This is a genomic window from Streptomyces sp. NPDC048560 (assembly GCF_040650955.1).
Taxonomy (GTDB): domain Bacteria; phylum Actinomycetota; class Actinomycetes; order Streptomycetales; family Streptomycetaceae; genus Streptomyces.
In genome coordinates this window covers 76978-100644 of record NZ_JBEZIJ010000014.1, presented here as the reverse complement: position 1 = coordinate 100644, position 23667 = coordinate 76978, and the positions used below count along the sequence as shown (strand labels likewise).

The window sequence follows — 23667 nt, the reverse complement described above, 5'->3', positions numbered from 1 at the left end:
GGACGACGTGACGGAACAGAGCGCATGGCGATTCTCGGACGACCGGGGGCAGGTGTCGACGGCCGCACGCCGTCCGGTCCGGATACTCGCGTACATCCAGGCGGGTGCGACCCTGTGGGATTACGGGGTGCGGTCCGAGGGCATCTTCGGATCCGGGCACGACGGGCCCACACCCGATCCGGCGAAGGCGGGCGGCCTGCCGCTGGACTCGGTCGACTACGTGGGCGCGGGCGGTGCCCTGGACATCGAGACCCTGTTGCGTGGAGCGCCGGATCTCGTCGTCGCCGTCTCCTACGGCGGGGGACAGGTCTACGGCCTCGCTCCCGATACCGCCAAGCATCTGGAGGAGCAGATCCCGGTCGTGGTGATCGACGTGGGCCGGGCCCGCGGTTTCGCCGAGATCGGTGAGCGGTTCGCCGAACTGGCACGCTCGCTCGGTGCCGGATCCGCCGCTGCCGCCGACCGGGAGGTGGCGGCCGCGGCTCAACGGCTGCGCGAGGTGGCCGCCGCGCGGGAGCGGCCCCAGGTGCTGGCGCTCTCACCGGCCGGCCGGGAGGAGGTCCACCTCGCCCGCCCGGGGATGTGGCCCGAGCTGCGGGTGCTGGCCGAGCTCGGGGTGAACGTGATCGATCCGGCCGAAGGGCCGGGTGCCAGCTGGTCGACGGTGGACCGGGTGCACGCGGCGCGGTTGCGGCCGCATCTCGTTCTCGCGGACGTCAGGGCCCACGCCACCTCGTTCGACGCGTTCACCGCGGCACCGGACGGACCGGCGCTGTGGGAGTCGGCTCGCGTCGTGCCGTGGAATCCGGAACCCCTGTGCGGCCCACGGGCCCACGCACGGTTTCTGACCCTCGTGGCGGACGCCCTGGAGGCGGTGGGCAACGAGCGCTGAGTCCGGCGGGGACGTGCTGAGTCCGGCGGGGACGTGCTGAGTCCGGCGGGGACGTGCTGAGTCCGGCGGGGACGTGCTGAGCCCGGCGGGGAGGAGGGTCGAGCCCCGCGGGGGCGAGGGCTGAGTAAGGCCGGGGAGGAGGCCTACAGGCTTCCCATATCTCCCGAATATATTTTGCAAAAATGTCTTGGGAAAGGAGTCGGCTCGTTCTAGGCTGCCGCCATGGACAGCGACGACCAGCGCCGCGTACTCGATCCCGAACGGGACGCGGCGGCCCTGAAGGCCCTCACCCACCCCCTGCGCATCCGGCTGCTCGGGCTGCTGCGGCAGCACGGCCCGGCAACCGCGAGCGAGCTGGCGGCCAGGACGGGGGAGACCTCCGCCTCCACCAGCTACCACCTCCGGGTGCTGGCCAAGTACGCCTTCGTGGCCGAGGCGGAGCACCGCGACAGCCGGGAACGCCGCTGGAAGTCCGTGCACGCCCTCACCTCCTGGAACAACGAGGCCATGCACGCCACGCCCGGCAGCCGGGCCGCCCTCGGGGCCCTGCGCCGGCGGCAGATCGAGCACCTGCGGAGCACGCTCGCCCAGCACGAGGCGGACATGGAGACCGGGCGGCTCGGTGCGGAGTGGCAGGAACCGTCGAACGTGAGCGACCTGATGCCCCGGCTGACACCGGAGTCCCTCCGTGAGCTGTGGACCGCCTTCGACACCAAGCTCGCCGAACTGACCGCGCGCGACGCCTCGGACCCGAGAGCCGAACACGTCGTCGTGGTCACCGCGGGCCTTCCGCTGGCCGGCGGGGCGCCCGGCACGGACCCGGAAGGCGCTTCGTGACCGCCGAGCGCTCCGCGTCCCGCCGCGGACCCCATGCCGCGCCCATCACCGACGAACTCACCGCTCGGCGTCGTTTCGTCACCGTGTCGTTCCTCTTCTGGCTGCCCCTCGGCCTGAGCCTCGCCCCGCTGGTGCTGCTCTTCACCGAGCGGGGCATGACCCTTGCCGCCGTCGCGGGAATCTTCGCCGCCCACTCCCTCACCGCCGCCGCTCTCGAACTGCCCACCGGCGGCCTCTCGGACGTCATCGGCCGCCGCGCCGTGCTGGCCGCCGCCGGTCTCTTCAATCTGGCGGCCCTCGCCCTCATCGGCCTCGGCACGGCCGCGTGGGTGCTCACCTCCGGCATGATCCTGATGGGAGCTGCCCGCGCCCTGTCCAGCGGACCGGCCGAATCCTGGTACGTCGACACGGTCCATGCGCAGTCCGGGGCCGATGCCGCTCTCCGGACGGGCCTGGCACGCGGCAGCGCCGCCTCCTCGGCCGCGCTCGCCGTGGGAACGCTCCTCGGCGGCGCCCTGCCCTGGCTGCTCGGGCTCGTCCCCGGCCTCGCCGCCGGGCTCCGTACACACACCTCCGGCCTCGTCCTGCCGCTCTCCGTCCCGGCGCTCCTGGGCGCGGTCGTCGAGATCGGCTTCGTGCTCTACGTCCTGGCAGCGCTGCCCGAACCACCGAGGGCGCCGGCCACCCTGCGCGGTGTGCTGCGCGGCGTCCCGGCCACGATCGCGGACGGGCTGCGGCTCGGCGCCCGAGACGCCCTGGTCCGCAGGATCCTGCTGACCGCGGGCGCGGCGGGCACCGCGCTGGCCGCACTCGAACTGCTCACGCCCGGCCGTGCCGCCGAGCTCACCGGAGCGGCGGAGACCGGCGCGGTGCTCTTCGCCGGACTCGCCTCGGCCGGATTCGTCTGCTCGGCGCTGGGCAGCCGGCTCGCGCCGCTCGTCGCCCGGCTCGCCGGCAGCGGTGAGCGCGCCGTCCTGGTGGGGCTCGCGGCAGGCGCGACCGGCCTTCTGCTCCTCGGCGCCACCGTGACCTCGTCGGGCCTGGCCCCGATGGCCCTGGCCGTCGGCGGATACGGCCTGGTGTATCTGGGGCTCGGAGCGGCGGGTCCCAGCGAGAACGAGCTGCTGCACGGACGGGTCGACGCGTCGGGCCGGGCCACTGCCCTCTCGGTGCAGTCGCTCTCCTCCCAACTGGTGGGCGCCGCGGCCGGTCTGGCGGTCGGCACGCTGCCTGCCGGGCCGCTGCCGTGGCTGCTCGGCGCCGTCGCCCTGATGGTGGGGGCGCTCCTGTGGTCCCGCAGGACGGCGTCCGGCGACCCGCGAGGCAGCCGTCCGGTCGAGGAGGCCGCCTCTCCGGGGTCGCCGGTCCGCTGAACCGGACACCCCCGGACGGACGCGTGCGATCGCGCGGCGGGCTTCGGTTCGCGAGGCTGGCCGGAGCCGAAACCGTACGTTCCCAGGAGCAGTCATGCAGCAGGACAAGCACCCCGCGTACCGCCCCGTGGTCTTCCGTGACCGGTCCGCCGGGTACGCCTTCCTGACCAGATCGACCGCGTCGAGCGAGCAGACCATCGACTGGGACGACGGCAACAGCTATCCGGTGATCGACGTGGAGATCTCCGCCGAGAGCCACCCGTTCTTCACCGGCAAGGCCCGGGTCGTCGACACCGAGGGCCAGGTCGCCAAGTTCGAGCGGCGGTACGGGGAGGAGGGCGGCCAGGACGCCTCCTGAGCCTGCCCCCTGAGCCCTGCGCACCGAGTCCTCCCGGCGCCGTCTCCCGGCGCCGGGAGAGTCACGCTGTCACGGCGGCCGTACCGGGGTGTCCGTCGACGACCGGCCGGTCGTTGATACAACAGACTTCCGCCTCGTAGGCGGCAGGACCGGACGCGATGTGTCCGGAGGCCGCGCCACCTGGCGGGACACCCTCGTCACCGCGTTCCAGGGAGATCCACCGCCATGCCCGACAGACTCGACGTGCTGGTCATCGGTGAGTGCGTCGCCGATATCGTCCGGCTCCCCGGTGCGGCCGAGCAGGTCCACCCCGGCGGCAGTCCGGCCAACGTCGCCTACGGCCTCGCCCGCCTCGGGCGGAAGACCACCCTGCTCACCCAGTTGGGCCCCGACGGAAACGGGCGGCTGATCAGGGAGCATCTGGAAGGCGCGGGAGTGGACGTGCGCACCGACGGCGCCACCGGGCCCACGCCCTCCGCCGCCGTGACCTTGGACGACGTCGGCCGGGCCGCGTACACCTTCGAGATCGCCTGGACGCTGGCGGCGGCCGCGTCGGGACCGTACTCCGGAGCGTCGTACCAGCATGTCCACACCGGCTCGATCGCCGCAGTCGTGGAGCCGGGCGCGACCAGCGTGCTGGACGCCGTGGAGTCGGCGCGGACGGCGGCGAGTATCAGCTACGACCCCAACGTGCGACCGGAGCTGATGGGGCATCACGACACAGCCGTACGCCGCGTCGAGCGCTGTGTCGCCCTCAGCGATGTCGTCAAGGCCAGCGACGAGGACCTTGCATGGCTGTACCCGGGGGAGGACCCGGAGAAGATCGCCGCGCGATGGCAGGCCGCCGGGCCCGCCCTCGTCCTCGTCACCCGTGGCGCCGAGGGCGCGCTCGCGCTCCTTCCCGGCGCTCGTGCGAGCGTCGGCGCGCTCCCCACCGACGTCATCGACACCGTGGGTGCGGGCGACGCGTTCATGTCGGGAACGCTGCACGCGCTCGCCTCACGCGGACTGCTCGGCGCGCGAGGCCGGGACCGGCTGCGCACCGTGGACGTGGAGACCGTGACCGAGGTACTGCGCCACGCGGCGGCCTCGGCCGCCGTGACGGTCGCGCGGGCCGGGGCGAATCCGCCGGACGAGGCCGAACTGCGGGCGGCACTCGGGCGGTTCTGACGACGCTCCCACGGGCTGCGCGCGAACCGCGGACCGCGAAGGCGGTAGCCCACGGCCGCAGGGCCGGTGCGCGACGCACGGCGGGAACGCGACGAAGGGGCGGGCCCGTGATGCGCGGGTCCGCCCCCTGCCTTGCGGTGTACGTGGCTCCGTCGCGTACAGGGGGTCAGCGGCGGCGTCCCTGGCCGAATTCGCCGCCCGTTTCCTTACCGCTGCCCATGTCCTTCCCGTCCGCGTAGTCGATCTTCTCCTTGCGGACCTCGGCGGAGACTTCCTTCTGCTCGGTGACCTTGCTGGTTTCCAGGCGGACGCGCTCGACCGGGACGGCCTCCTTGCGGACGGTGGCCCGTTCCGCGTGGAGCGTCACTTCGACGTCCTGCTCACCGAAGGTGGTCTGGCCGGTGGACTTCTCGTCCGGCAGGAGGGGTTCGCGGACGACGCGGACCTCTTCATGGGAGACGGGCACGGTGCGGGTGACGTTCTCGGTCACCACGTACTTGTGGAGGCGGGCCTTTCCGCTCTCGTACTCCTCCGTTCCGACGTGCAGTTGCTCCTCCGAGCGGATCATCTCGTCCTTGTGGCCGCGCTCGGCCGCGGACCGTTCGGACCCGGCGCCCACGAGCGGACGGCCCGTCGTCGCCGCCGTGTCGCGGTGCCTGCCCGTGCCGGTGCCGGTTTTGGCCATGCCGGTCGTGCCGGCGGTCGTCGCCTTGCCCGTGCCTGCCCGGGCGGTTCCGGCCGCGCCGGCCGCACCGGCGGCGCCCATCGTTCCGGTGCCGGCCGCGGTCGGTGCGCCCGGTCCCGTGCCGGTACCCGCGCCCGCCGGTCCGGCGGCCTTACTGGTCGACTTCTTCGTGAGGCCGTAGTGACGGTAGAGCTCTTCCTCCTCCGATACGGACAGGTGGGCGTCCGCGTCGACCCGCGGGGCGTCCTTGACCTTGTCCTTCGGGTGGGAGATGTGCAGGTCGGAGGCGACACGGCGGGCTCCGGCGAGCGGTACGAAGCTTTCCTTCATACCGAACATGCCGGTCTTGACCGTGATCCAGTCGGGCTTTCCCGTGACGTCGTCGACGTACACCCGCCCCACGCTTCCGACCTTCTCGCCCTCGCTGTCGTAGACGTTCAGACCGTCAAGCTCTGCGGAATCCGTGAAACCGTCTGCGGCTGCCATGGCCGGTTCCTCCTTGCCCGGGCGCGTCCTGTGGGTGGGTCCAGCAGGGAAGGCGCGTCCGACTTCCATCGCGCCTCACCCGGATGGACGCTGCAACCTCCCGGCCGGCAGGGGCACGGCGCCGAGGGCTCGGCAGGTGGGCCCCGCACTGTCGACCGGCCGATCGGGGGCCCCTTTCAATGTTAGGCCAATCGGGTGATGGCGGCCTGGTGCTCCAGGCGTGCGCCCCGAACGGACGGGCAGCTCACGCGCCCCTGCCCGAACGCGCATCCGGTTGCGGTCGCCGGCGCACCTATGATCGTCGGGCCATCGGCGACCGTCACCTGTCGACGACGCCGTCCCAACTGTGCCGCCCGGGGGTCCACCATCCATTCCGTACGCCTGCGACCGCCGGAACAGCGTGGGGAGCTGCTGACCCGGCGGGAGGACGGTCACGACCTCCACCACCTGGTCTGGCGGCTCGGGCCCGGATGGCGGGTGTGCAGCAGCGCCGTACTCGGCGGCGGCATCGGCCCGCGCGCCTGGATCCTCAACGCCCAGGTGCCCGGTGGCTATCCGCGCATGGACCCGGAGGACCATCTCGCCGCGATAGCCGTGGACGAGGGCCTCGCCGGACCCGGCGTCGGCCTGATGACCGCCGCGGACGTCACCGCCCGCACCACGGCGGCCGAGGCGGACGTCACCGCGACCGTCACGGCCGGGCTCGGCGTACGGGGGTGGGCCGCCGCCCCCGCCGAGGGCGTGGAAGGCCCTCCACCGCCCGGCACGGTCAACATCGTCGTGACCCTGCCCGTAGCCCTCTCCGACGCGGCCCTGGTCAACGCCGTCGCCACCGCCACCGAGGCCAAGGTCCAGGCCCTCCTGGACGCCGGGCTCGACTGCTCCGGAACCCCCACCGACGCCGTCTGCGTCGCCGCACCGGAACCCGGTGCGGGCAGCTCCGGCGAACCCTTCGCGGGGCCACGCTCGCTCTGGGGGGCGCGACTCGCCAGGGCCGTGCACAGCGCCGTGCTGGGGAGCGCGCTGCGGCAGTCTTGAGTCCCACCCGCCGCGCCGTGCTTCCCCCGGGCGCGGCCGACGGAAGGAACCCCGCATGACAGCCGCTCCCGCCCCCTCGCCCGCTGCCGTCCCCGGGCAGTTGGCCGTCGCGGTCCTCGGTACCGGGATCATGGGCTCCGGCATGGCGCGCAGCCTGCTCAGGGCCGGTCTCCAGGTCCGCGTCTGGAACCGCACGCAGGACAAGGCCAGGCCGCTCGCCGCACATGGAGCCACCGTCAAGGACACCGCCGAGGAGGCCGTGCGCGGCGCGGATGTCATCCTCACCGCGCTGAACGACGGCCGGTCCGTCGCCGAGACGCTCACCGCGGCAACCCCCGGTCTGCGGCCGGGCCAGGTCTGGCTGCAGTGCTCCACGGTGGGACCCGACGTCACCACGGACCTGGCGCACCGGGCCGCAGGACTGGGGCTCGTCTATCTCGACGCCCCGGTGTCCGGCACCAAGGAACCCGCCGAGCGCGGCACACTCACCGTGTTCGTCTCCGGCCCCTCCACCGCCCGCGCGACCGCGCTGCCCGTCCTGGAGGCGATCGGGCAGCGCACCCTGTGGGTGGGCGAGGACCAGGGGGCGGCGTCGCGGCTGAAACTGGTCGCCAACACCTGGGTGATCAACATGGTGAACAGCGTCGCCGAATGCCTCAACCTCGCGGAGGGCATCGGTGTCGCCCCGCAGGTGTTCCTCGACGCCATGAAGGGCGGCCCGCTCGACACCCCGTACCTGCAGGGCAAAGCCGGAGCGGTCCTGTCGGGTGACCTCACACCCAGCTTCGCCCTGTCCACGGCGCTCAAGGACTCCCGGCTCATCCTCGAAGCGGCCGACGCGGCCGGGGTGAAGCTGGATCTGGTCGCCGCCTCCACGGCGCGGTTCGCCCGCGCGGAGGCGGCCGGACACGGAGCAGAGGACATGATCGCCACCTACTACGCGGGGCGCGCCGAGTAGTGGGCGGTGGTGCCCGCGCCGGCCGCTACCGGGATGAGTGAGGCGCTCAGTCCTCCGTCAGCATTCCGCTGCGGAGCTTGTGGAGCATACGGCTGAGCAGCCGGGAGACGTGCATCTGGGAGATCCCGAGGTGCTCGCCTATCTGTGCCTGGGTCATCTCCTGGCCGAACCGCATGTCGATGATGCGGCGCTCGCGCTCGTCGAGCTCGCAGAGCAGCGGCGCGAGTGCGTGGAGATTCTCGACGCTCTCCATGGCCGGGTCCGGCTCACCCAGTACGTCGGCGAAGGTGCGCCCGCCCGCGCTGAGCTTCCAGGACTCCGCGGTGTCGGTCGGCATGTCCAGCGACCCCGCCGTATAACCGTTGGCGGCGACGATGCCTTCGGTGACCTCGCCCTCGTCGATCCCCAGGTGCTCGGCGAGTTCGGGGACCGTGGGTTCACGGTCCAGGTCGGCCGCGAGCGACTCCTTCGACTTGGCGAGATCGACGCGCAACTCCTGGAGCCGGCGGGGCACATGGACCGCCCAGCTGGTGTCGCGGAAGAAACGCTTTATCTCGCCGACGATGTACGGAACGGCGAAGGAGGTGAACTCCACCTCGCGGGACAGGTCGAACCGGTCGATCGCCTTGATCAGGCCGATCGTTCCGACCTGGATGATGTCCTCCATGTCGCCGCTGCCGCGGTTGCGGAAGCGGCCCGCCGCGAAGCGGACCAGCGACAGGTTCATCTCGATGAGGGTGTTGCGCGCGTACTGGTGCTCAGCCGTACCCTCCTCAAGCTCCTGGATCCGGTCGAAGAAGATCTTCGACAGTGCGCGTGCGTCCTTCGGCGCGACCTTCCCGGCATCCTCGATCCACGGCAGCGCATCCGTGGTCCCCATCGCCTGCGCATCGCTGGTGCGCGCAGTGTGCGACGTCATCTCTTCACGCTCCCCTGGTTGTTGGCCATGAGGTCTGAACGTCTGCCCCGGGCCCTGCCGGTCATGCGTAGCGGAGGCGCGCGATCCGGGGGATACACCGGCTTTGGCCAGAAATCGCCGCTTGCGGCCTGGACTTCGTCAACAGGCCCGCAGAGGCACGGAAAACCGGAGAATCGCCCCACCGGTACGGGGGAGCCCGGTGGGGCGATCAGCTCCAGAGTGCCACATACGTAAGGGAGTTGGAGCCCGACCGGCCGGTATCGCACGCTCTTTGAGTTGATTTCGACGCCGGACGGCCGGGTCACGGAACCGGTGCGGGAATACGTGCAGGGAGAACGGACTTACCGCAGGTGGGCCCCGCGGCTGCCGGACCGCCGGCCGACCGCTCGGGCAGCCGACGAGAAGAACCGGAGCGAGGGAACTCATGCCCAAGGCGTACGTATTCACCCGGCACGGCGGACCCGAGGCGGAAGCCTTCGCCGACCTGCCCGTGCCGGAACCCGGACCTGGCGAGCTGCTCGTCGCCGTCAGGGCGGCCGGGGTCAACCCCGTGGACTGGAAACTCCGCAACGGGTACACACGGCCGGGCAGCGCACCCGCCGCACTGCCCGCCGTGCTCGGCAGCGAGGCGTCCGGAACCGTGGTGGCGACCGGCCCGGGGGTGGAGGGCTTCGCCCCCGGGCAGGCGGTCTTCGGCTGCCCGTCGACCGGCGGATACGCCGAGTACACCCTGATGCCCGTCGCCGTGACGGCGCACAAGCCGGACGCGCTGTCGTTCTCGGATGCGGCGGCCCTGTCGGTGGCCGCGGCCACCGCCTACGACGGGGTGCGTCAGCTGGACCCGGCACCCGGCTCGACCTTGCTGATCACCGGGGCCGGCGGAGGGGTGGGTGTCGCCGCCACACAGCTCGCGCGTCATCTCGGCGTCCGGGTCATCGGCACCGCCGGCCCGGCGAAGAAGGACCTGGTCGAGTCACTGGGCGCAGTCCACGTGCCGTACGGCCCCGGGCTCGAGGACCGGATCCGCGCTGCCGCCCCCGACGGCATCGACGCGGTCTACGACCTCGTCGGCGGTGACGACCTGAGGACGGCGGCCGGTCTGGTCCGCGACCGCGCGAAACTGATCAGCGCGGGCGGCAAGCAGCTGGTGGTCGAGCTCGGTGGAGCGGCCGTGCGGCGGGCCCGGAACGCCGCCGTGCTCGACGAGGTGGCGCGACTCGCCGTGGACGGTGTGCTGCGTGTCCATGTGACGCAGACCTTCCCACTGGCCGAAGCGGGTCAGGCCCTGCGTACCGTGGAGAGCGGACACGCACGCGGCAAGATCGTGATCGAGGTGGCCGAATGAGTAGCCCCGACGCTCTCGCGGACGGTGCCCGGCCCGGGGAGCCGGGGCACGGGGAATCGGGCGCGCACCCGCTGGACAACCCGGTCCGCTCGTCGCTGACCGGGCCGCACGCCCACTTCGCCGAGCGCCGCGGCCGCATCCTGCGCTACCCGCCTGACGTCACTCCGTGGGTGGCCCTGCCGGACGATGTGGAGGGCCCCGACTGGGACGACGTCGCCGCGCTCGCCGGACCCGGCGGCTCCGTCACCATCGCCGCCTTCCGTGAGCCGCCGCCGGCCGACTGGCAGGTCGTCTTCCACGCGGAGGGAGTCCAGCTCGTCGACGGGACCGTCGCCGCCGCCCCCGACCCGGAGGCCGTGCTGCTCGGCCCCGACGACGTACCGGAGATGCTCGAACTGGTCGAGCGCACGCGGCCGGGTCCCTTCACCAAGCGCACCATCGAACTCGGCACCTACCTCGGTATCCGCCGCTCGGGCGAACTGGTCGCCATGGCGGGGGAGAGGCTGAACCCTACGGGCTGGACCGAGATCAGTGGCGTCTGCACCGACGAGTCCGTGCGCGGGCAGGGGCTCGCGGGCCGCCTCGTGCTGGCGGTAGCGCACGGCATCAGGGAGCGCGGCGACATCCCGTTCCTTCACGCGGCCGCGTCCAACACCAACGCGGTCCGGCTGTACGAATCGCTCGGCTTCGAGCTGCGGCGCCGGACGGCCTTCCTCTCGGCGCTCGTGCCCCTGCACCCCGTGCCCGCCGTCCTGCGCGAGGACGGGCCCCGCACGGCCGCCCGGCGCTGAGGAGCCCTGTCGCACACAGGACCTTCGGCCCCGCGGTGGCGGGGCCGAAGGCCCTTGCGCGCCCCGCCCCGGGACCTTTGCGCCGCCGCGAGGGCCGGAAGTCCCCTGGCCACGAGGGGCCGCCGGCGGGTGCACTGGGAGGGACGGTATGGCGAGCGAGCGACAGGAGACATGAGGCGACCGTGGGATTCAGGCGGAGCAGGACAGCACACGCGACCCGGTTGCCGGACCTCGAAGCCAGGGAGGCGGCGGCGGGTGCCTCCCGCATCGGAAACGGGGCACTGGCGGGCCTCGTGATGGCGTTCACCTCCCTCGTCGTGGTCCTCGACTACCTGATCGGAGCGGACCTCCAGGTCATCCCGCTCCTGGTGGTCGCGCCCGCGCTCGCCTCCGTCTACTGCACGGTCCGCCAGACCGTGTCGGTCGCGGTCTGGATCACGGCCGTCGTCGTGGTGTCCCGGGTGCTCATAGGCGGCTCGTACGGGGGACTCGTGCTCGGCATCGTGTTCACGATGCTGGCCTGCGGCCTCGGTGTGGGGTCCTGCGCCGCGCGCATCAGGCACGCCGTCGAGATCGCCAGGCTGCGGACCACGGCCGGTGCGATCCAGCGGCAGATCCTGCATCCCCTGCCCGTACTGACGGACCAGGTCCACGCCGACGGGCTCTACGAGCCCATCGAGGAGGACCGTCTGGTCGGCGGCGACATCTACGAGGTCGTCGAGTCCCCGCACGGAACCCGAGTGGTCATCGGCGACGTCCAGGGCAAGGGCCTGGCCGCCATGGGCGCGGGCATCGCCGTCCTCGGTGCCTTCCGCGAGGCGGCCATCCGCGAAGCCACGCTCACCGGCGTGGCCGCTGCCCTGGAAGACGCGGTCGTCCGGCACAACGCCTCATCCGCCCGGAGCGGCGAGGCGGAACGTTTCGTGACCGCGCTCGTGCTCGGCTTCGACACCGACGGCCGTGTGGAGGCCGTCAACTGCGGCCACATCGCGCCCCGGCTGCTGCACGACGGCGCGGCTCGCGTCGTCCGGCTCGGCCGGACCTCCGTACCGCTGGGCATGGCCGATCTCAGCCCCGAGAAGCGGACCGCCGAACATCTCGGCCTCCCGGCCGGCGCCACCCTCCTGGTGTGCACGGACGGTGTCACCGAGGCGCGCGACGCCTCAGGCAGCTTCTACCCCCTGGACGAACGGCTGGCCGGATGGGTGCGCCGGGAGCCGCGAGAGGTCCTTCAGGCGCTCCGCGACGACCTCGAAGCCTTCACCGGCGGGGTTCGCCGCGACGACATAGCGGTACTCGCCCTGCGCGGAGTGCCCGCGCCCGGCGAGCAGCGGCCCGAAGCGCCGAGCCGCGCCGAACGGCCGGCCGCGGAACTGGTCAGCGAGGTCTGAGCCCCGTCGTCCGGATCAGGCCGGGCTCGCTGAGTCCGGCCTGATCCGGACGAAGGGCCCTGGCCTCCGGCCTGGCGGCCTGCCCTCGCGCGGAGACTGCGCACCCTCCTCGCGCCCAAGGACCGGCGCACCCTTCCGCGCGTACCACCTGGCGCATCCTCCCCTCGATGTCCCGCCGCGACTTCTGTCGCAGCGGGACATTTTTGGGTGTACGGTGCACCTATGAACCCGGAACGGAAGGCCCCGGAGAGGCGCAGCCGCAAGGCACGCCGAACCCGGGACGCACTGGCCCAGGCCGCGTTCGAGCTCGTACTCGACCGGGGCCTGCGCAACGTCACGGTCGAGGAGATCGCGGAACGCGCGGACGTCGACCGGCGCACCTTCAGCCGGTACTTCGTGAGCAAGGAAGCCGCCGTTCTCGACTCACTGCGAGGCGACGGGGACCTGATCAACGACGCCCTGCGAGCCCGCCCCGCCGAGGAACCCCCGCTCACCGCCTACCGGCGCGCGGTCCTCGACTGGCTCGCCGACCCCACGGCCGAGCCCTGGCACCGCCGCCCCCGGATCTTCGACCTGCTGGTCGTCGCCGAGGAGGAGCCGACCCTGTACGCGGCGTTCCACCACATCCGGGTGGACGCCCAGGAGGAGTCGGTCGCCATCATCGCGGACCGGCTGGGCGTCGATCCCCGGCAGGACATCCGCCCTGCCGTCACGGTCGCCGCAGGAGCCGGAGCGCTTCTCGCGGCGCAGGCCGCCTGGGTGCGGGGCGGCCGTCCGGCCGCCCTGCCCGAGCTGGTCGACCAGGCCTTCGACGCGCTCGCCGGTGAACTGCTCACAAGGCAGCCGGCGGGTCCCGGGCCGCACAGCACCACGGAAGGAAACACCCCGTCATGAGCACCAGCACCCCCGCCGTCCCCGAAGCCGAGTTCGCGGGCCGGACCGCCCTGATCACCGGTGGCGCCTCCGGCATCGGCCTCGCACTGGCCCGCCGGCTGGCGTCGAGCGGCGCGGCCGTCGTCATCGCCGACTACGACGAAGACAGCGCCCGCAAGGCAGCCGCAGAACTGGAGGGGACCGGAGCGCAGGCAGCGGCCGTCGCCATGGACGTGACCGACCCCGCCTCCGTCGAAGCCGGTGTGCGCTTCGCCGTCGAGACGTTCGGCGCCCTGCACCTCGCCGTGAACAACGCGGGCATCGGCGGCCCCTCCGCACCCACCGGGGCGTACGCGGTGGAGGACTGGAACCGGGTCATCGCGACCAACCTCACCGGCGTCTTCCACTCCCTGCGGTACGAACTCCCCGCCATCGTCGCCGCAGGCGGAGGCGCCGTCGTCAACATGTCCTCGATCCTGGGCACCAACGGCTTCGCGGGCTCGCCCGCGTACGTCGCCGCCAAGCACGGGGTCGTCGGCCTCACCAAGACGGCGGCGCTCGAATACGCCACCCTGAACGTCCGGATCAACGCGGTGGGCCCCGGCTTCATCGACACCCCGCTGCTCCGCGACACCGACGCCCCGGCGCGCGAGCACCTCATCTCGCTGCACCCCGCCGGACGGCTCGGCACGGCCGAGGAAGTCGCCGAACTCGCCGCCTTCCTCCTGTCCGACCGGGCCTCCTTCATCCACGGCAGCTACCACCTCGTGGACGGCGGCTACTCCGCCGCATGACCGCCCCGAGTGGCGAACGGGGGACGGGGGCCGAGTAATGAGACAAAGGAAAGTCTGAGGAGAACCCCATGAAAGCCGTTCAGTACCGCGCCGTCGGCGCGGCTCCCGAGGTCGTCACCGTGCCGGACCCCGAGCCGGGCCCCGGACAGGTCCTGCTGAAGGTCACCGCAGCGGGGGTGTGCCACTCCGACATCGCCGTGATGAGCTGGACCGCCGACGAACTCCCCTTCCCGCTGCCCCTCACCCTGGGGCACGAGGGGGTCGGCACCATCGCCGCCCTCGGCGACGGAGCCGACGGGCTCTCGGTCGGCGATTCGGTCGCCGTGTACGGCCCCTGGGGCTGCGGTACGTGCGTGAACTGCGCCCAGGGCAAGGAGAACTACTGCCTGCGCGCCCAGGAACTCGGCATCGTCCCGCCCGGCCTCGGAGCCCCCGGCGCCATGGCCGAGTACATGATCGTCGACAACCCGCGCCACCTCGTTCCGATCGGTGATCTCGACCCCGTGAAGACGGTCCCGCTCACGGACGCGGGCCTGACCCCGTACCACGCGATCAAGCGCTCGTTGCCGAAGCTGGTGCCCGGTGCCACGGCCGTGGTGATCGGCACGGGCGGCCTCGGCCACGTCGCGATCCAGCTGCTCCGCGCCATGACCGCCGTACGCGTCATCGCCCTGGACGTCAGCGACGACAAGCTCGCCCTGGCCAGGACGGTCGGTGCCCACGAGGCGGTGCTGTCCGACGAGCACGCCGCGGCCAAGGTGCTCGAACTCACCGGCGGGGCCGGTGCGCAGGTCGTGCTCGACTTCGTCGGCGCACCGCCCACCGTGAAGACGGCGGGCGCGGTCGCCCAGGTCGACGGTGACGTCACCATCGTCGGCATCGGAGGCGGAGTGCTGCCCGTCGGCTTCGGCGTGCTGCCGTACGGTACGACGGTCACCGCGCCGTACTGGGGTTCGCGCAGCGAACTCGCCGAGGTCCTCGACCTCGCCCACGCCGGGGCCGTGGACGTCCACGTCGAGACGTACTCCATCGACGAGGCCCCGCTGGCCTACGAGCGGCTGCACGCCGGCAAGATCAACGGACGCGCAGTCATCCTGCCCAACGGCTGACTCCCGGACACGCCCTTCAGGACGGGCCGTCGCCGCCGTACGACGGCCCGTTCGCCGTCCGGGCCGGTATGCGACCCTCCCTTTCTCCGGCTCCGCTCACGGGAGACACTGGGGCCATGGAATTCGCCGCGCTGATGACTCTGCCCGGACTGGTGATCGGGCTGACCGTGCTCGCGTTCGTCGACCAGATCCTGCTCCGCGCGGGCCGGGCCGGCGTTCTGCCGTGGCGCAACAGCGCCCGCCAGGGTCAGGTGTCGGCCACCGGCTTCGAGCAGCTGCATGCCACCTTCTCGGCCGGTAAGCAGAGCGAGCTCAAGGAGCGCCGCAGCGCGCTCCTCATGCGTGACGACGAGGAGGACGGTGCCCCGCCCCACCGCTCCACGGTGGACCTCGACGGCGGCCTGGCCGTCATCCGCCTCTCCGCCGCGCCCAGGAGCCCCGGCCACTGAGCCGTCACTCCGGCGCGGCAGGTGCTGTCCGCGGCGACCCAGGGCTGACGGGCATGGCCTCCCTCCCCGAACCGCGCTACGCCTTGCGTCGCCCCGAACCGGTGACGCCTTGCGGCCCACCCCACAGAACATCGCGACCTCCTCGGGAGCGGGCCCGGCCTCCGCGCCCGGCCACCCTCGCGAGCACGAGACGCCCCCGGCTCCAGAAGCTCCAGCCCGTCGAAGTCGCGGCCTCCGGCCGCCGGGGTCCGCCTAGGGCCTGTACGCACGGAACTCCCTTGCGCGGCTGGGGCGTTCACGTGGCTACGGAGTCCCGTGGGCCGGAGCGCCGACGCGCGGGACACCGCTGCGGATACGATGGCCCCATGGGTTCGTACTACTTCTTCCGCTGACTCCCGGCCAGGAGATCGCTTCCCGCTGCCCGGCACCCCCGCCCGCAGCGTGCCCCGCGTGCCGTTCCGGCCGCGTCACCCAGGGAAAAAGAACCCATGTCACCCAAGCACCCCTCCGCGCCCGAGCGCTCCGCCTCGACCGGGCCCTCCACGCGCGACCGGACCCAGCTCTCGCTCAGGGACGTCTCCAAGACGTACGGGGAACGGTCTGTCCTCGACCACGTGTCCCTCACCGTCCGCCCCGGCGAACGGACAGGTGTCATCGGTGAGAACGGCTCCGGGAAGTCCACCCTCCTCAGGCTGATCGCCGGGGCGGAGACCCCGGACAGCGGGGAACTCACCGTGCGCTTCCCCGGCTCGGTCGGCTACCTCGCGCAGACCCTGCCCCAGACCCTCGGCCTCGGACCCCGCGACACCGTACGGGACGCCGTGGACGTGGCGCTCGCCGAACTGCGCGACCTGGAGCGCCGGATCAGCGCAGCGGAGGCCGCGCTGGCGGCTCAGGAGCCATCGGAAGCGGAGCTCGCGGCGTACGGCGACCTGCTGTCGGCTTACGAGCGGCGCGACGGATACCGGGCGGACGCCCGGGTCGACGCGGCGCTGCACGGTCTCGGCCTCGCCCACCTCGGCCGTGACCGCACGCTGGGCAGCCTGTCCGGCGGTGAGCAGTCCCGGCTGGCGCTGGCCTGCGTACTGGCGGCGGCCCCGGAGCTGCTGCTGCTCGACGAGCCCACCAACCATCTCGACAGCAGGGCCGTCGGCTGGCTGGAGGACCACCTCTCCGCCCACCGCGGCACCCTCGTCGTCATCACCCACGACCGGGCGTTCCTGGAGCGCGTCACCACCGTGATCCTGGAGGTCGACCGGGATCTGCGCGGCGTCACCCGGTACGGGGACGGGTGGGCCGCCTACCGCACCGCGAGGGCCGCGGCCCGTCGGCGCCGGGTCCAGGAACACCAGGAGTGGCAGGCCGAGGTGGCCCGAACGGAGGAGCTGGTCGGCTCTGCGGGGCGACGGCTCACGGGAACGGGCGGCGACCCGGGGGAGGGCTGGGGCAAGCACCGAAGGTCCCACGAGTCCAAACTGTCCGGGCAGGTCAGGGCGGCCCGGGCGAGGCTCGACGCCCTCCTCGCCGACCCGGTGCCCGCCCCGCCGAAGCCGCTCGTCTTCACGGGCGAACAGGCGCAGACCACGGACGGCCCCCGCACGGCCCCCGGCACGCTCGTCGCCGAGCTCGAATCCGTCACCGTCGGCGACCGCCTCCACCTGCCCCTTCTACGGATCACCGAGGGCCGGCGGCTCCTGGTCACCGGCCCGAACGGTGCGGGGAAGACCACGCTGCTGCGGGTCCTCGCCGGGGACCTGGCACCGGACGCGGGCACTGTCCGCCGCCGGGCCAGGATCGGGTACCTGCCGCAGGAACTTCCCGCGAGGCTGACACGCAGATCCCTCCTCGCGACGTTCGCGGCCGGCAGGCCGGGACTGCCCGAGGAGTACGAGGAGGACCTGCTCGCGCTCGGCCTGTTCCGCGAGGAGGACCTGTTCGTCCCCGTGGCGGACCTCTCCGTCGGGCAGCAGCGCAGGCTCTCCCTTGCCCGCCTCGTCACCAGGCCCGCAGACCTGCTGGTGCTCGACGAGCCGACGAACCACATCGCCCTGACGCTCGTGGAAGAGCTGGAGGCGGCGCTTACCGCGTACCGGGGAGCCGTCGTCGTCGTCTCGCACGACCGCAGCTTCCGCCGCCGCTTCACCGGAGACCGGCTCGAACTACGCGCGGGCCGCCCGGTCGCACCGGCCGAGTGAGGCCAGGGACTGCCATTCGTCGCCAGGGCTGTGTGCGGTCGTGATCGGTATGCGTATCCGGCCAGAGGAAAGCTCAGAGCCGTATCTGACGATCGGTGGGTGCGGCCGGGGCGGGGGTCAGGCGGGCGGGGTATCGGGGCGAGCGTCGTACACGGCGCGCGCGGCGTCGATGTGCGTCAGGTGCGTGATGCTCCACTCCAACAGGGGTGCGGTGGCCCTGCGGAGGGTCCTGCCCATCGGAGTGAGTTCGTAACTGACGTGCGGTGGCATGACATTGTGGACAGTCCGCGTGAGGATCCCATCGCGTTCCAGGCCGCGCAGGGTGACGGTGAGCATGCGCTGGCTGATCCCGTCGACGGCCCGCTTCAGCTCGGTGAAGCGGCGTGGCCCCTCGCTGAGGTTACGCACGATCAGCAGCGACCACTTGTCGCCGACGATGCCGAGCACTTCACGGGCCTGGCACGGGTCCTCCGGCCGTGCCGGCTGCGACTCGCCGCCCGCTGGGCCGCTCATGGTTACCTCCAGAGAACCGAGGCACCTAAATGTGCCTTATTGATCGGGGTGCGGCAGGTGCAGCACGATGATCACGGTTCCTGAAGAGTACCGAGGCACGACCAGGAACCGTAATGTTCCGTGCCGCCACGTCCCGAAGAGGAAGAACCTTCCCCTCATGTCAACTTTTCTGCTGGTACACGGTGCCTGGCACAGCGGCCGGTGCTGGGAGCGGGTGGTCCCGCTGCTGGAGTCGGCCGGACACCGCGTGTTCGCGCCCTCGCTGACCGGCTACGGCGACAAGGCGCACCTGCTGGGCCCCGAGGTAGGGCTCGACACGCACGTCGAGGACGTCGTGAAGCTGATCCACGAGGAGGACCTGACCGAGGTGGTGCTCGTGGGTCACAGCTACGCGGGGCTGGTCGTCTCGTCCGTGGCCAACGAGGTACCGGAGCGGATCGCGCATCTGGTGTACCTGGACGCGATGGTCCCGGGGCACGGCGAGACCGCCGTCGACGTGCAGCCCATGACCCAGGACCTGATCGACCTGGCCGCCAAGTCCGACAACGGCTGGCGCATCCCGCCGCTGCCCGAGATGCCTCCGCCCCTCGGTCTGTTCGGGGTCACCGACCCGGCGGACGTCGCATGGCTACGTGCACTGCTCTCCGACCAGCCAGTGCGCTGCCTGCGGCAACCGGTCCGACTGGACAACCCCGCGGTGGCCTCGGTTCCGCGCACGCACATCCACTGTGTCGGCGCAGAGCCGGAAGGCATCGTGCGGCGGCCCGTCCCCCCGACACAGCCCAACGGCTCCCCGGCACGGATACGGGAACTGCCGACCGGACACGACTGCATGATCACCATGCCGTCGGAGCTGAGCGAACTGTTGCTTGAATCCACCCTTCGGTAGCGTCCGGACCGTGACTGCGGCAGCGAGCCGGTGAAGACCCGGCGCGGTGCGCGCGAGAGGAGTACGCCTTGATCACGTCCGCACACAGGCGCTGAGGCCCTTCGTTCCGCTCAGGCCCGGCTCACGGGGTCCGCCCCGGCCCGGACGACAGGCCCTGGGCCGGAGGCGTGTCCTCGCCCCGCAGGTGACTCCTCAGCCGGTCCAGGAAGGCGCGTTGGCCCACCACGAGGCGCTCCGCGGCCTCGGCCGGTGTGCACCAGGCGAACCGGTCCATCTCCGGGAACTCCTTCTGCACGCCGGAGCCGCGTGGCCACTCCATGGTGAAGGTGCCCGGTACGGCCCGGCCGGGGTCCACCTCGCCCTCGACCGCCCACACCGTCACCGTCTTGCCACCCGCCTGACGCACCTCCCCGAGGGGCACCCACACACCCTCGGGCAGGGGGAGCCCCAGCTCCTCCGTGAACTCCCTTCGGGCGGCCGCCTCCGGTTCCTCGTCGGCGGTGTACTCACCCTTGGGCACCGACCAGGCCGCTTCCTCCCGGCGGGCCCAGAAGGGGCCACCCATATGGCCGAGCAGCACCTCCGCATCCGGCCCGTTCGCCGTGTCCATCACCCGGAAGAGGAGAAGTCCCGCACTACGCTTGCCCGTCGACATGTCGTCAAGTCTGGTGGCCGCGACCGGGCGACGCCACCCAGGCCGACCGGCTGATCACGCGGGTCACCCGTCCGCCGCGAACTGTTTCCCCCGGTGTCCCTGTTGCCCTCTGGTGCGTCGCTCCGCGTCCGGCCATGCTGTCCGCCGACAGCGCTTACCGTCCGCGCAACACGTGCCATTCCAGGAGGACTTGTGGGACCTTGCAGATCAGGCACCGTGGTGCGGTCGCTCGTACTGCTCGTCACGTTGTCCGCGGCGGCTGCCGGGGTGATCACGCCGGCCACCGCCGATCCGAACCCTGATCCCCGCCCCGCCGACGCCGCCGAAATCCTGCGGCCCGTCGCTCCGCCGTCCGCGAGCAACGCCGACGGCGCGATGTCGTCGGTCGTGGACGGCGACGGCATCGAGACGGCGCGCAGCTCCCGCCCGGTCGCCCCCGGCGTACGACTCACCTCGTACGACCGGCTGGAGTCCGACAAGTGGCTGCGGGTCGACAGCCTTTCCGTCGACCTCGACGGCGGGGTACGCGCCGACTACCTCTCCACGGGCAAGGTCGCGGAGCGCCGGACGGTCTCCGAGCTCGCCGCCGCGCACGATCCTGGAAGCGGCCGCCGTACCGTGGCGGCGATCAACGCCGACTTCTTCGACATCAACCAGACCGGCGCACCGCAGGGACCGGGCGTCAAGGACGGTGCGGTGGTCCACTCCCCGGCGCCCGGCATCCACCGGGCCGTCGGCATAGGCCCGGAGAGTGCGGGCCGTGTCCTGGAGCTGTACTTCGAGGGCACCCTCACCCTCCCGTCCGGCGGACACCCGCTGACCGCGTACAACGCGGCGAACGTGCCGGCCGGGGGAGTGGGGGCGTACACCTCGGCGTGGGGGAGCGCCGACCGCGCGCTCACCGTGGACGCGGCGACGCCCGTCGCGGAGGCGGCGGTACGCGACGGCAGGGTCGTCTCCGTGTCGGCCGCGCCGGGATCGGGGCCCGTACCCGACGGCACCACGGTCCTCGTCGGACGGGAGGCGGGCGCCGCACTCCTGACCGCGCTCGAACCAGGCGACCCGGTGTCCCTGGAGTACCGGGTCCGCACCGACAGCGGAACCGTGCCGCGGACCGCCGTCGGAGGCCGGGAACTCCTCGTCGTGGACGGTGTCGCACAGAACCACGAGGGCGGCGGCAACAACACCGCCGCGCCCCGCACCGCCGTCGGCTTCTCCGAGGACGGGCGCACGATGCAGGTGATCACCGTGGACGGCCGGCAGGCCGACAGCGGAGGCGTCACCCTCACCGAACTGGCCACGATGATGCGCCGCGCGGGCTCGTACAGCGCACTCAACCTCGACGGCGGCGGCTCCTCGACGCTCCTGGCGCGTGAACCCGGCAGCGACGCGCTCCACGTGGAGAACAGCCCGTCCGACGGCAGCGAACGCACCGTCCCCAACGGCCTCGCCCTCACCGCGCCCGACGGCAGCGGACGGCTCGACGGCTTCTGGGTGGAGACCCGTACGCCGGCCGGGGCCGCGCCCGGAGACGACCCCGTCAGGGGCGGCCACCCCGAACGGGTGTTCCCCGGTCTGACCCGGCAGCTCACCGCGGACGGTTACGACGAGACCTACGGCCCCGCCGCCGGCACACCGCACTGGAACGTCGTCGCCTCATCCGTGGGCAGGACCGACAGCACAGGCCTCTTCACCGCGCGCCGCAGCGGAACCACCGAAGTCGTCGCCCGGCGCGGCGCCGCCCGCGGCAGCACCCGGCTGACGGTGCTCGACGAACTGGCCCGGATCCAGCCCACCACCCGGCGCGTCGGGCTCGCCGACGCGGAGGCCACCGGCACCTTCGGCATCGTCGGCCTGGACGCCCACGGCACCAGCGCCCCCATCGAACCGCGGGACGTCGCCCTCGCGTACGACCACGCGCTGTTCGACGTCCGCGCCGGTGACCAGGGCGCTTTCACGGTCACCTCGCGCACCGGCACCGGCAGCGGCGCGGGACAGATCCGGGCCACGGTCGCGGGCGTCACCACCACCCTCGCCGTCAGTGTCGGCCTCACCGAACAGGCCGTCTCCTCCTTCGACGACGCCGCCTCGTGGAAGTTCAGCCAGGCCCGGGCGAGCGGTTCCCTCGCCGCGACTCCCGACGGCCGCACCGGCACAGGGCTGAAGCTCACGTACGACTTCACCGCGTCGACGGCCACCCGTGCCGCCTACGCGGCCCCGCCCCAGCCTGTCGTCGTGCCCGGGCAGCCGCAGTCGTACACGCTGTGGATCAAGGGCGACGGCAACGGCGCCTGGCCGACGCTGCACCTCAAGGACGCCGCCGGCTCCGACCAGTTGCTGCGCGGCCCGTTCATCACCTGGACCGGCTGGCGGCAGGTCACCTTCGCCGTGCCGGCCGGCGCCGCCATGCCCCTGACCGTGTTCCGCTTCTATCTCGCCGAGACCGCGGCGAACCGGCAGTACACAGGCGACATCGTCATCGACGAACTGGCCGCGCAGGTCCCGCCCACGGTCACCCTGCCCGAACAGCCAGTTGTCGAGGACCCGTTGATCGACCCGGCGGCCGTGACGGGCCGCCGGGACTGGCAGTTCGCGGTGATGTCCGACGCCCAGTTCGTCGCCCGCGAGCCCAACAGCGCGATCGTCGCCCAGGCCCGCCGCACCCTGCGCGAGATCAAGGCGGCGGCACCGGACTTCCTCGTCATCAACGGCGACCTCGTGGACGAGGGCTCGCCCGCCGACCTCGCCTTCGCCCGGCGGATACTCACCGAGGAGCTGGGTGATTCGCTGCCCTGGTACTACGTGCCCGGCAATCACGAGGTGATGGGCGGGAAGATCGACACCTTCGTAGCCGAGTTCGGACCCGCCCGGCAGACCTTCGACCACAAGGGCACCCGGCTCATCACGCTGGACACCTCCAGCCTGAGCCTGAGGGGCGGCGGTTTCGCGCAGATCAAGCACCTGCGCGAACAACTGGACGCGGCCGCGTCGGACTCCGGGATCGGCTCCGTCATGCTGATCGAGCACGTCCCGCCGCGTGACCCCACCGTGCAGGAGGGCAGCCAGCTCGGGGACCGCAAGGAGGCGGCCCTCGTCGAACGGTGGCTCGCCGACTTCCGTCGTACGACCGGAAAGGGAGCGGCCCTCATCGGCAGCCACGTCGGGGTGTTCCACGCCTCGCACGTCGACGGTGTCCCGTACCTGATCAACGGGAACGCGGGCAAGGGGCCGGCAGGCCCGGCCGACGAGGGCGGCTTCACGGGCTGGTCGCTCATCGGGGCGGACCGGGTCACTCCCGAGGAACAGACCACGGCACGTCAGCGGCCATGGCAGGGAGCTCCCGACTGGGTCTCGGCCCAGACCCGCGCCCACGTCGACTCCCTCGCACTCGGCGCGCCGACAACGCTCACCGCGGGCGAACGCGCCGAGGTCACCGCGACCGTCACCCAGGGAACGCGCACCGTCCCGGTCGCCTTCCCGCTCAGCGCCGACTGGACGGCATCCCCGAACGTCCACATCGGTACGGAGTCCGGTGCACGCCCACGCCACTCGGCGGTGTTCGACCCCGGTACGGGCACCCTGAAGGCGCTGCGCGCGGGAACGGTGACGCTCGCGGTGACGGTCAACGGCACGACGACCCGTACGGAGATCCGCATCACCGCACAGGAGGCCGCATCGGCAGCCTGACCCTGACAGACAGGCGGCGGGGGCCGCAGCGCCGGGGCGGACCCTCGCCGGTCGCTGCGGCTTTCGCGGCGCGTGCCCGGACGGACCCTTCCCGGGCGTGCGGCTTTCGCGGCGCGTGCCTGGACGGTCCCTTTCAGGTCGCTGCGGCCTCCCGCCTGCATGCCCGTACGGTCCCTTCCCGGGCGCTGCGTCCCCGCACGCTGCCTTTCCGGCTGCTGCTGCTGCTGCCCGGCCGCGCCGCCCCGATGGTCCCTTTCCGA

The 23667-nt window shown here is 72.3% G+C and carries 21 protein-coding genes; 17 read left to right on the top strand and 4 right to left on the bottom strand.

Translation table 11 applies throughout. From position 1 onward, the window contains the following. Nucleotides 1-7: 7 nt before the first annotated feature. The 5 genes from AB0C82_RS31700 to AB0C82_RS31680 all read left to right on the top strand — a co-directional run bounded on the left by AB0C82_RS31700 (nt 8) and on the right by AB0C82_RS31680 (nt 4630). On the top strand, nt 8-892 hold the full coding sequence (locus AB0C82_RS31700; RefSeq protein ID WP_362848855.1) for an ABC transporter substrate-binding protein: 885 nt from the start codon (nt 8-10) through the stop codon (nt 890-892). A 222-nt stretch (nt 893-1114) separates the two neighbouring features. Then, the gene (locus AB0C82_RS31695) at nt 1115-1729 is read left to right on the top strand and encodes a helix-turn-helix domain-containing protein (RefSeq protein ID WP_362848853.1); all 615 of its coding nucleotides are present in this window, start codon (nt 1115-1117) and stop codon (nt 1727-1729) included. Beyond that, nucleotides 1726-3102, top strand: coding sequence for an MFS transporter (locus AB0C82_RS31690; protein ID WP_362848850.1), 1377 nt, complete (start codon nt 1726-1728; stop codon nt 3100-3102). Before AB0C82_RS31695 ends, AB0C82_RS31690 begins: the two co-directional genes overlap by 4 nt. Before the next feature lie 94 nt (nt 3103-3196). Next, a complete protein-coding gene (locus AB0C82_RS31685; RefSeq protein WP_362848848.1) occupies nt 3197-3460 on the top strand; it encodes a type B 50S ribosomal protein L31 in 264 nt (87 codons plus the stop codon). 225 nt (nt 3461-3685) lie between these two features. Beyond that, nucleotides 3686-4630, top strand: a complete 945-nt coding sequence (locus tag AB0C82_RS31680) for a carbohydrate kinase (protein WP_362848845.1) — start codon at nt 3686-3688, stop codon at nt 4628-4630. A gap of 166 nt (nt 4631-4796) precedes the next feature. On the opposite strand, the gene AB0C82_RS31675 is transcribed toward AB0C82_RS31680, so the two are convergent. Then, nucleotides 4797-5801 (bottom strand): PRC and DUF2382 domain-containing protein, encoded by a 1005-nt coding sequence (locus tag AB0C82_RS31675; protein WP_362848842.1) that lies wholly within the window; start codon nt 5799-5801, stop codon nt 4797-4799. A 294-nt stretch (nt 5802-6095) separates the two neighbouring features. Here AB0C82_RS31675 and AB0C82_RS31670 point away from each other — a divergent pair, with 294 nt between their 5' ends. Next, nucleotides 6096-6839 carry an adenosylcobinamide amidohydrolase gene (locus AB0C82_RS31670; protein ID WP_362848839.1) on the top strand — a complete coding sequence of 248 codons (744 nt, stop codon included), beginning with the start codon at nt 6096-6098 and terminating at the stop codon, nt 6837-6839. A 55-nt stretch (nt 6840-6894) separates the two neighbouring features. Beyond that, nucleotides 6895-7797, top strand: coding sequence for an NAD(P)-dependent oxidoreductase (locus tag AB0C82_RS31665; protein WP_362848836.1), 903 nt, complete (start codon nt 6895-6897; stop codon nt 7795-7797). Between the two features lie 46 nt (nt 7798-7843). Here the strand turns inward: AB0C82_RS31665 and AB0C82_RS31660 are convergent, their stop codons facing one another. Next, on the bottom strand, nt 7844-8716 hold the full coding sequence (locus AB0C82_RS31660; RefSeq protein ID WP_362848833.1) for an RNA polymerase sigma factor SigF: 873 nt from the start codon (nt 8714-8716) through the stop codon (nt 7844-7846). A 424-nt stretch (nt 8717-9140) separates the two neighbouring features. On the opposite strand from AB0C82_RS31660, the gene AB0C82_RS31655 reads away from it, so the two are divergent. The 8 genes from AB0C82_RS31655 to abc-f all read left to right on the top strand — a co-directional run bounded on the left by AB0C82_RS31655 (nt 9141) and on the right by abc-f (nt 17663). Beyond that, nucleotides 9141-10061 carry an NADP-dependent oxidoreductase gene (locus AB0C82_RS31655; protein WP_362848830.1) on the top strand — a complete coding sequence of 307 codons (921 nt, stop codon included), beginning with the start codon at nt 9141-9143 and terminating at the stop codon, nt 10059-10061. Next, complete coding sequence (locus AB0C82_RS31650; RefSeq protein WP_362848827.1) at nt 10058-10852, top strand: GNAT family N-acetyltransferase; 795 nt, start codon at nt 10058-10060, stop codon at nt 10850-10852. Before AB0C82_RS31655 ends, AB0C82_RS31650 begins: the two co-directional genes overlap by 4 nt. A gap of 221 nt (nt 10853-11073) precedes the next feature. Further along, on the top strand, nt 11074-12243 hold the full coding sequence (locus tag AB0C82_RS31645; RefSeq protein WP_362848824.1) for a PP2C family protein-serine/threonine phosphatase: 1170 nt from the start codon (nt 11074-11076) through the stop codon (nt 12241-12243). Nucleotides 12244-12465: 222 nt separating this feature from the next. Continuing rightward, the gene (locus AB0C82_RS31640) at nt 12466-13137 is read left to right on the top strand and encodes a TetR family transcriptional regulator (protein ID WP_362848821.1); all 672 of its coding nucleotides are present in this window, start codon (nt 12466-12468) and stop codon (nt 13135-13137) included. Next, on the top strand, nt 13134-13910 hold the full coding sequence (locus AB0C82_RS31635) for an SDR family NAD(P)-dependent oxidoreductase (RefSeq protein WP_362848819.1): 777 nt from the start codon (nt 13134-13136) through the stop codon (nt 13908-13910). The genes AB0C82_RS31640 and AB0C82_RS31635 overlap by 4 nt, the downstream gene beginning before the upstream one ends. Nucleotides 13911-13978: 68 nt before the next feature. Continuing rightward, the gene (locus AB0C82_RS31630; protein WP_362848817.1) at nt 13979-15019 is read left to right on the top strand and encodes an NAD(P)-dependent alcohol dehydrogenase; all 1041 of its coding nucleotides are present in this window, start codon (nt 13979-13981) and stop codon (nt 15017-15019) included. 116 nt (nt 15020-15135) lie between these two features. Continuing rightward, complete coding sequence (locus AB0C82_RS31625; protein WP_362848814.1) at nt 15136-15468, top strand: DUF6191 domain-containing protein; 333 nt, start codon at nt 15136-15138, stop codon at nt 15466-15468. A 488-nt stretch (nt 15469-15956) separates the two neighbouring features. Further along, a complete protein-coding gene (abc-f, locus tag AB0C82_RS31620; RefSeq protein WP_362848811.1) occupies nt 15957-17663 on the top strand; it encodes a ribosomal protection-like ABC-F family protein in 1707 nt (568 codons plus the stop codon). 117 nt (nt 17664-17780) lie between these two features. Here the strand turns inward: abc-f and AB0C82_RS31615 are convergent, their stop codons facing one another. Further along, complete coding sequence (locus AB0C82_RS31615; protein ID WP_362848808.1) at nt 17781-18176, bottom strand: helix-turn-helix domain-containing protein; 396 nt, start codon at nt 18174-18176, stop codon at nt 17781-17783. Nucleotides 18177-18333: 157 nt separating this feature from the next. Between AB0C82_RS31615 and AB0C82_RS31610 the strand changes: the two genes are divergently transcribed. Continuing rightward, nucleotides 18334-19065 (top strand): alpha/beta fold hydrolase, encoded by a 732-nt coding sequence (locus tag AB0C82_RS31610; protein WP_362848806.1) that lies wholly within the window; start codon nt 18334-18336, stop codon nt 19063-19065. A gap of 121 nt (nt 19066-19186) precedes the next feature. On the opposite strand, the gene AB0C82_RS31605 is transcribed toward AB0C82_RS31610, so the two are convergent. Further along, on the bottom strand, nt 19187-19720 hold the full coding sequence (locus AB0C82_RS31605; protein WP_362848803.1) for an NUDIX domain-containing protein: 534 nt from the start codon (nt 19718-19720) through the stop codon (nt 19187-19189). Between the two features lie 192 nt (nt 19721-19912). On the opposite strand from AB0C82_RS31605, the gene AB0C82_RS31600 reads away from it, so the two are divergent. Beyond that, nucleotides 19913-23407, top strand: a complete 3495-nt coding sequence (locus AB0C82_RS31600; RefSeq protein WP_362848801.1) for a phosphodiester glycosidase family protein — start codon at nt 19913-19915, stop codon at nt 23405-23407. The last annotated feature ends 260 nt before the right edge of the window (nt 23408-23667 follow it).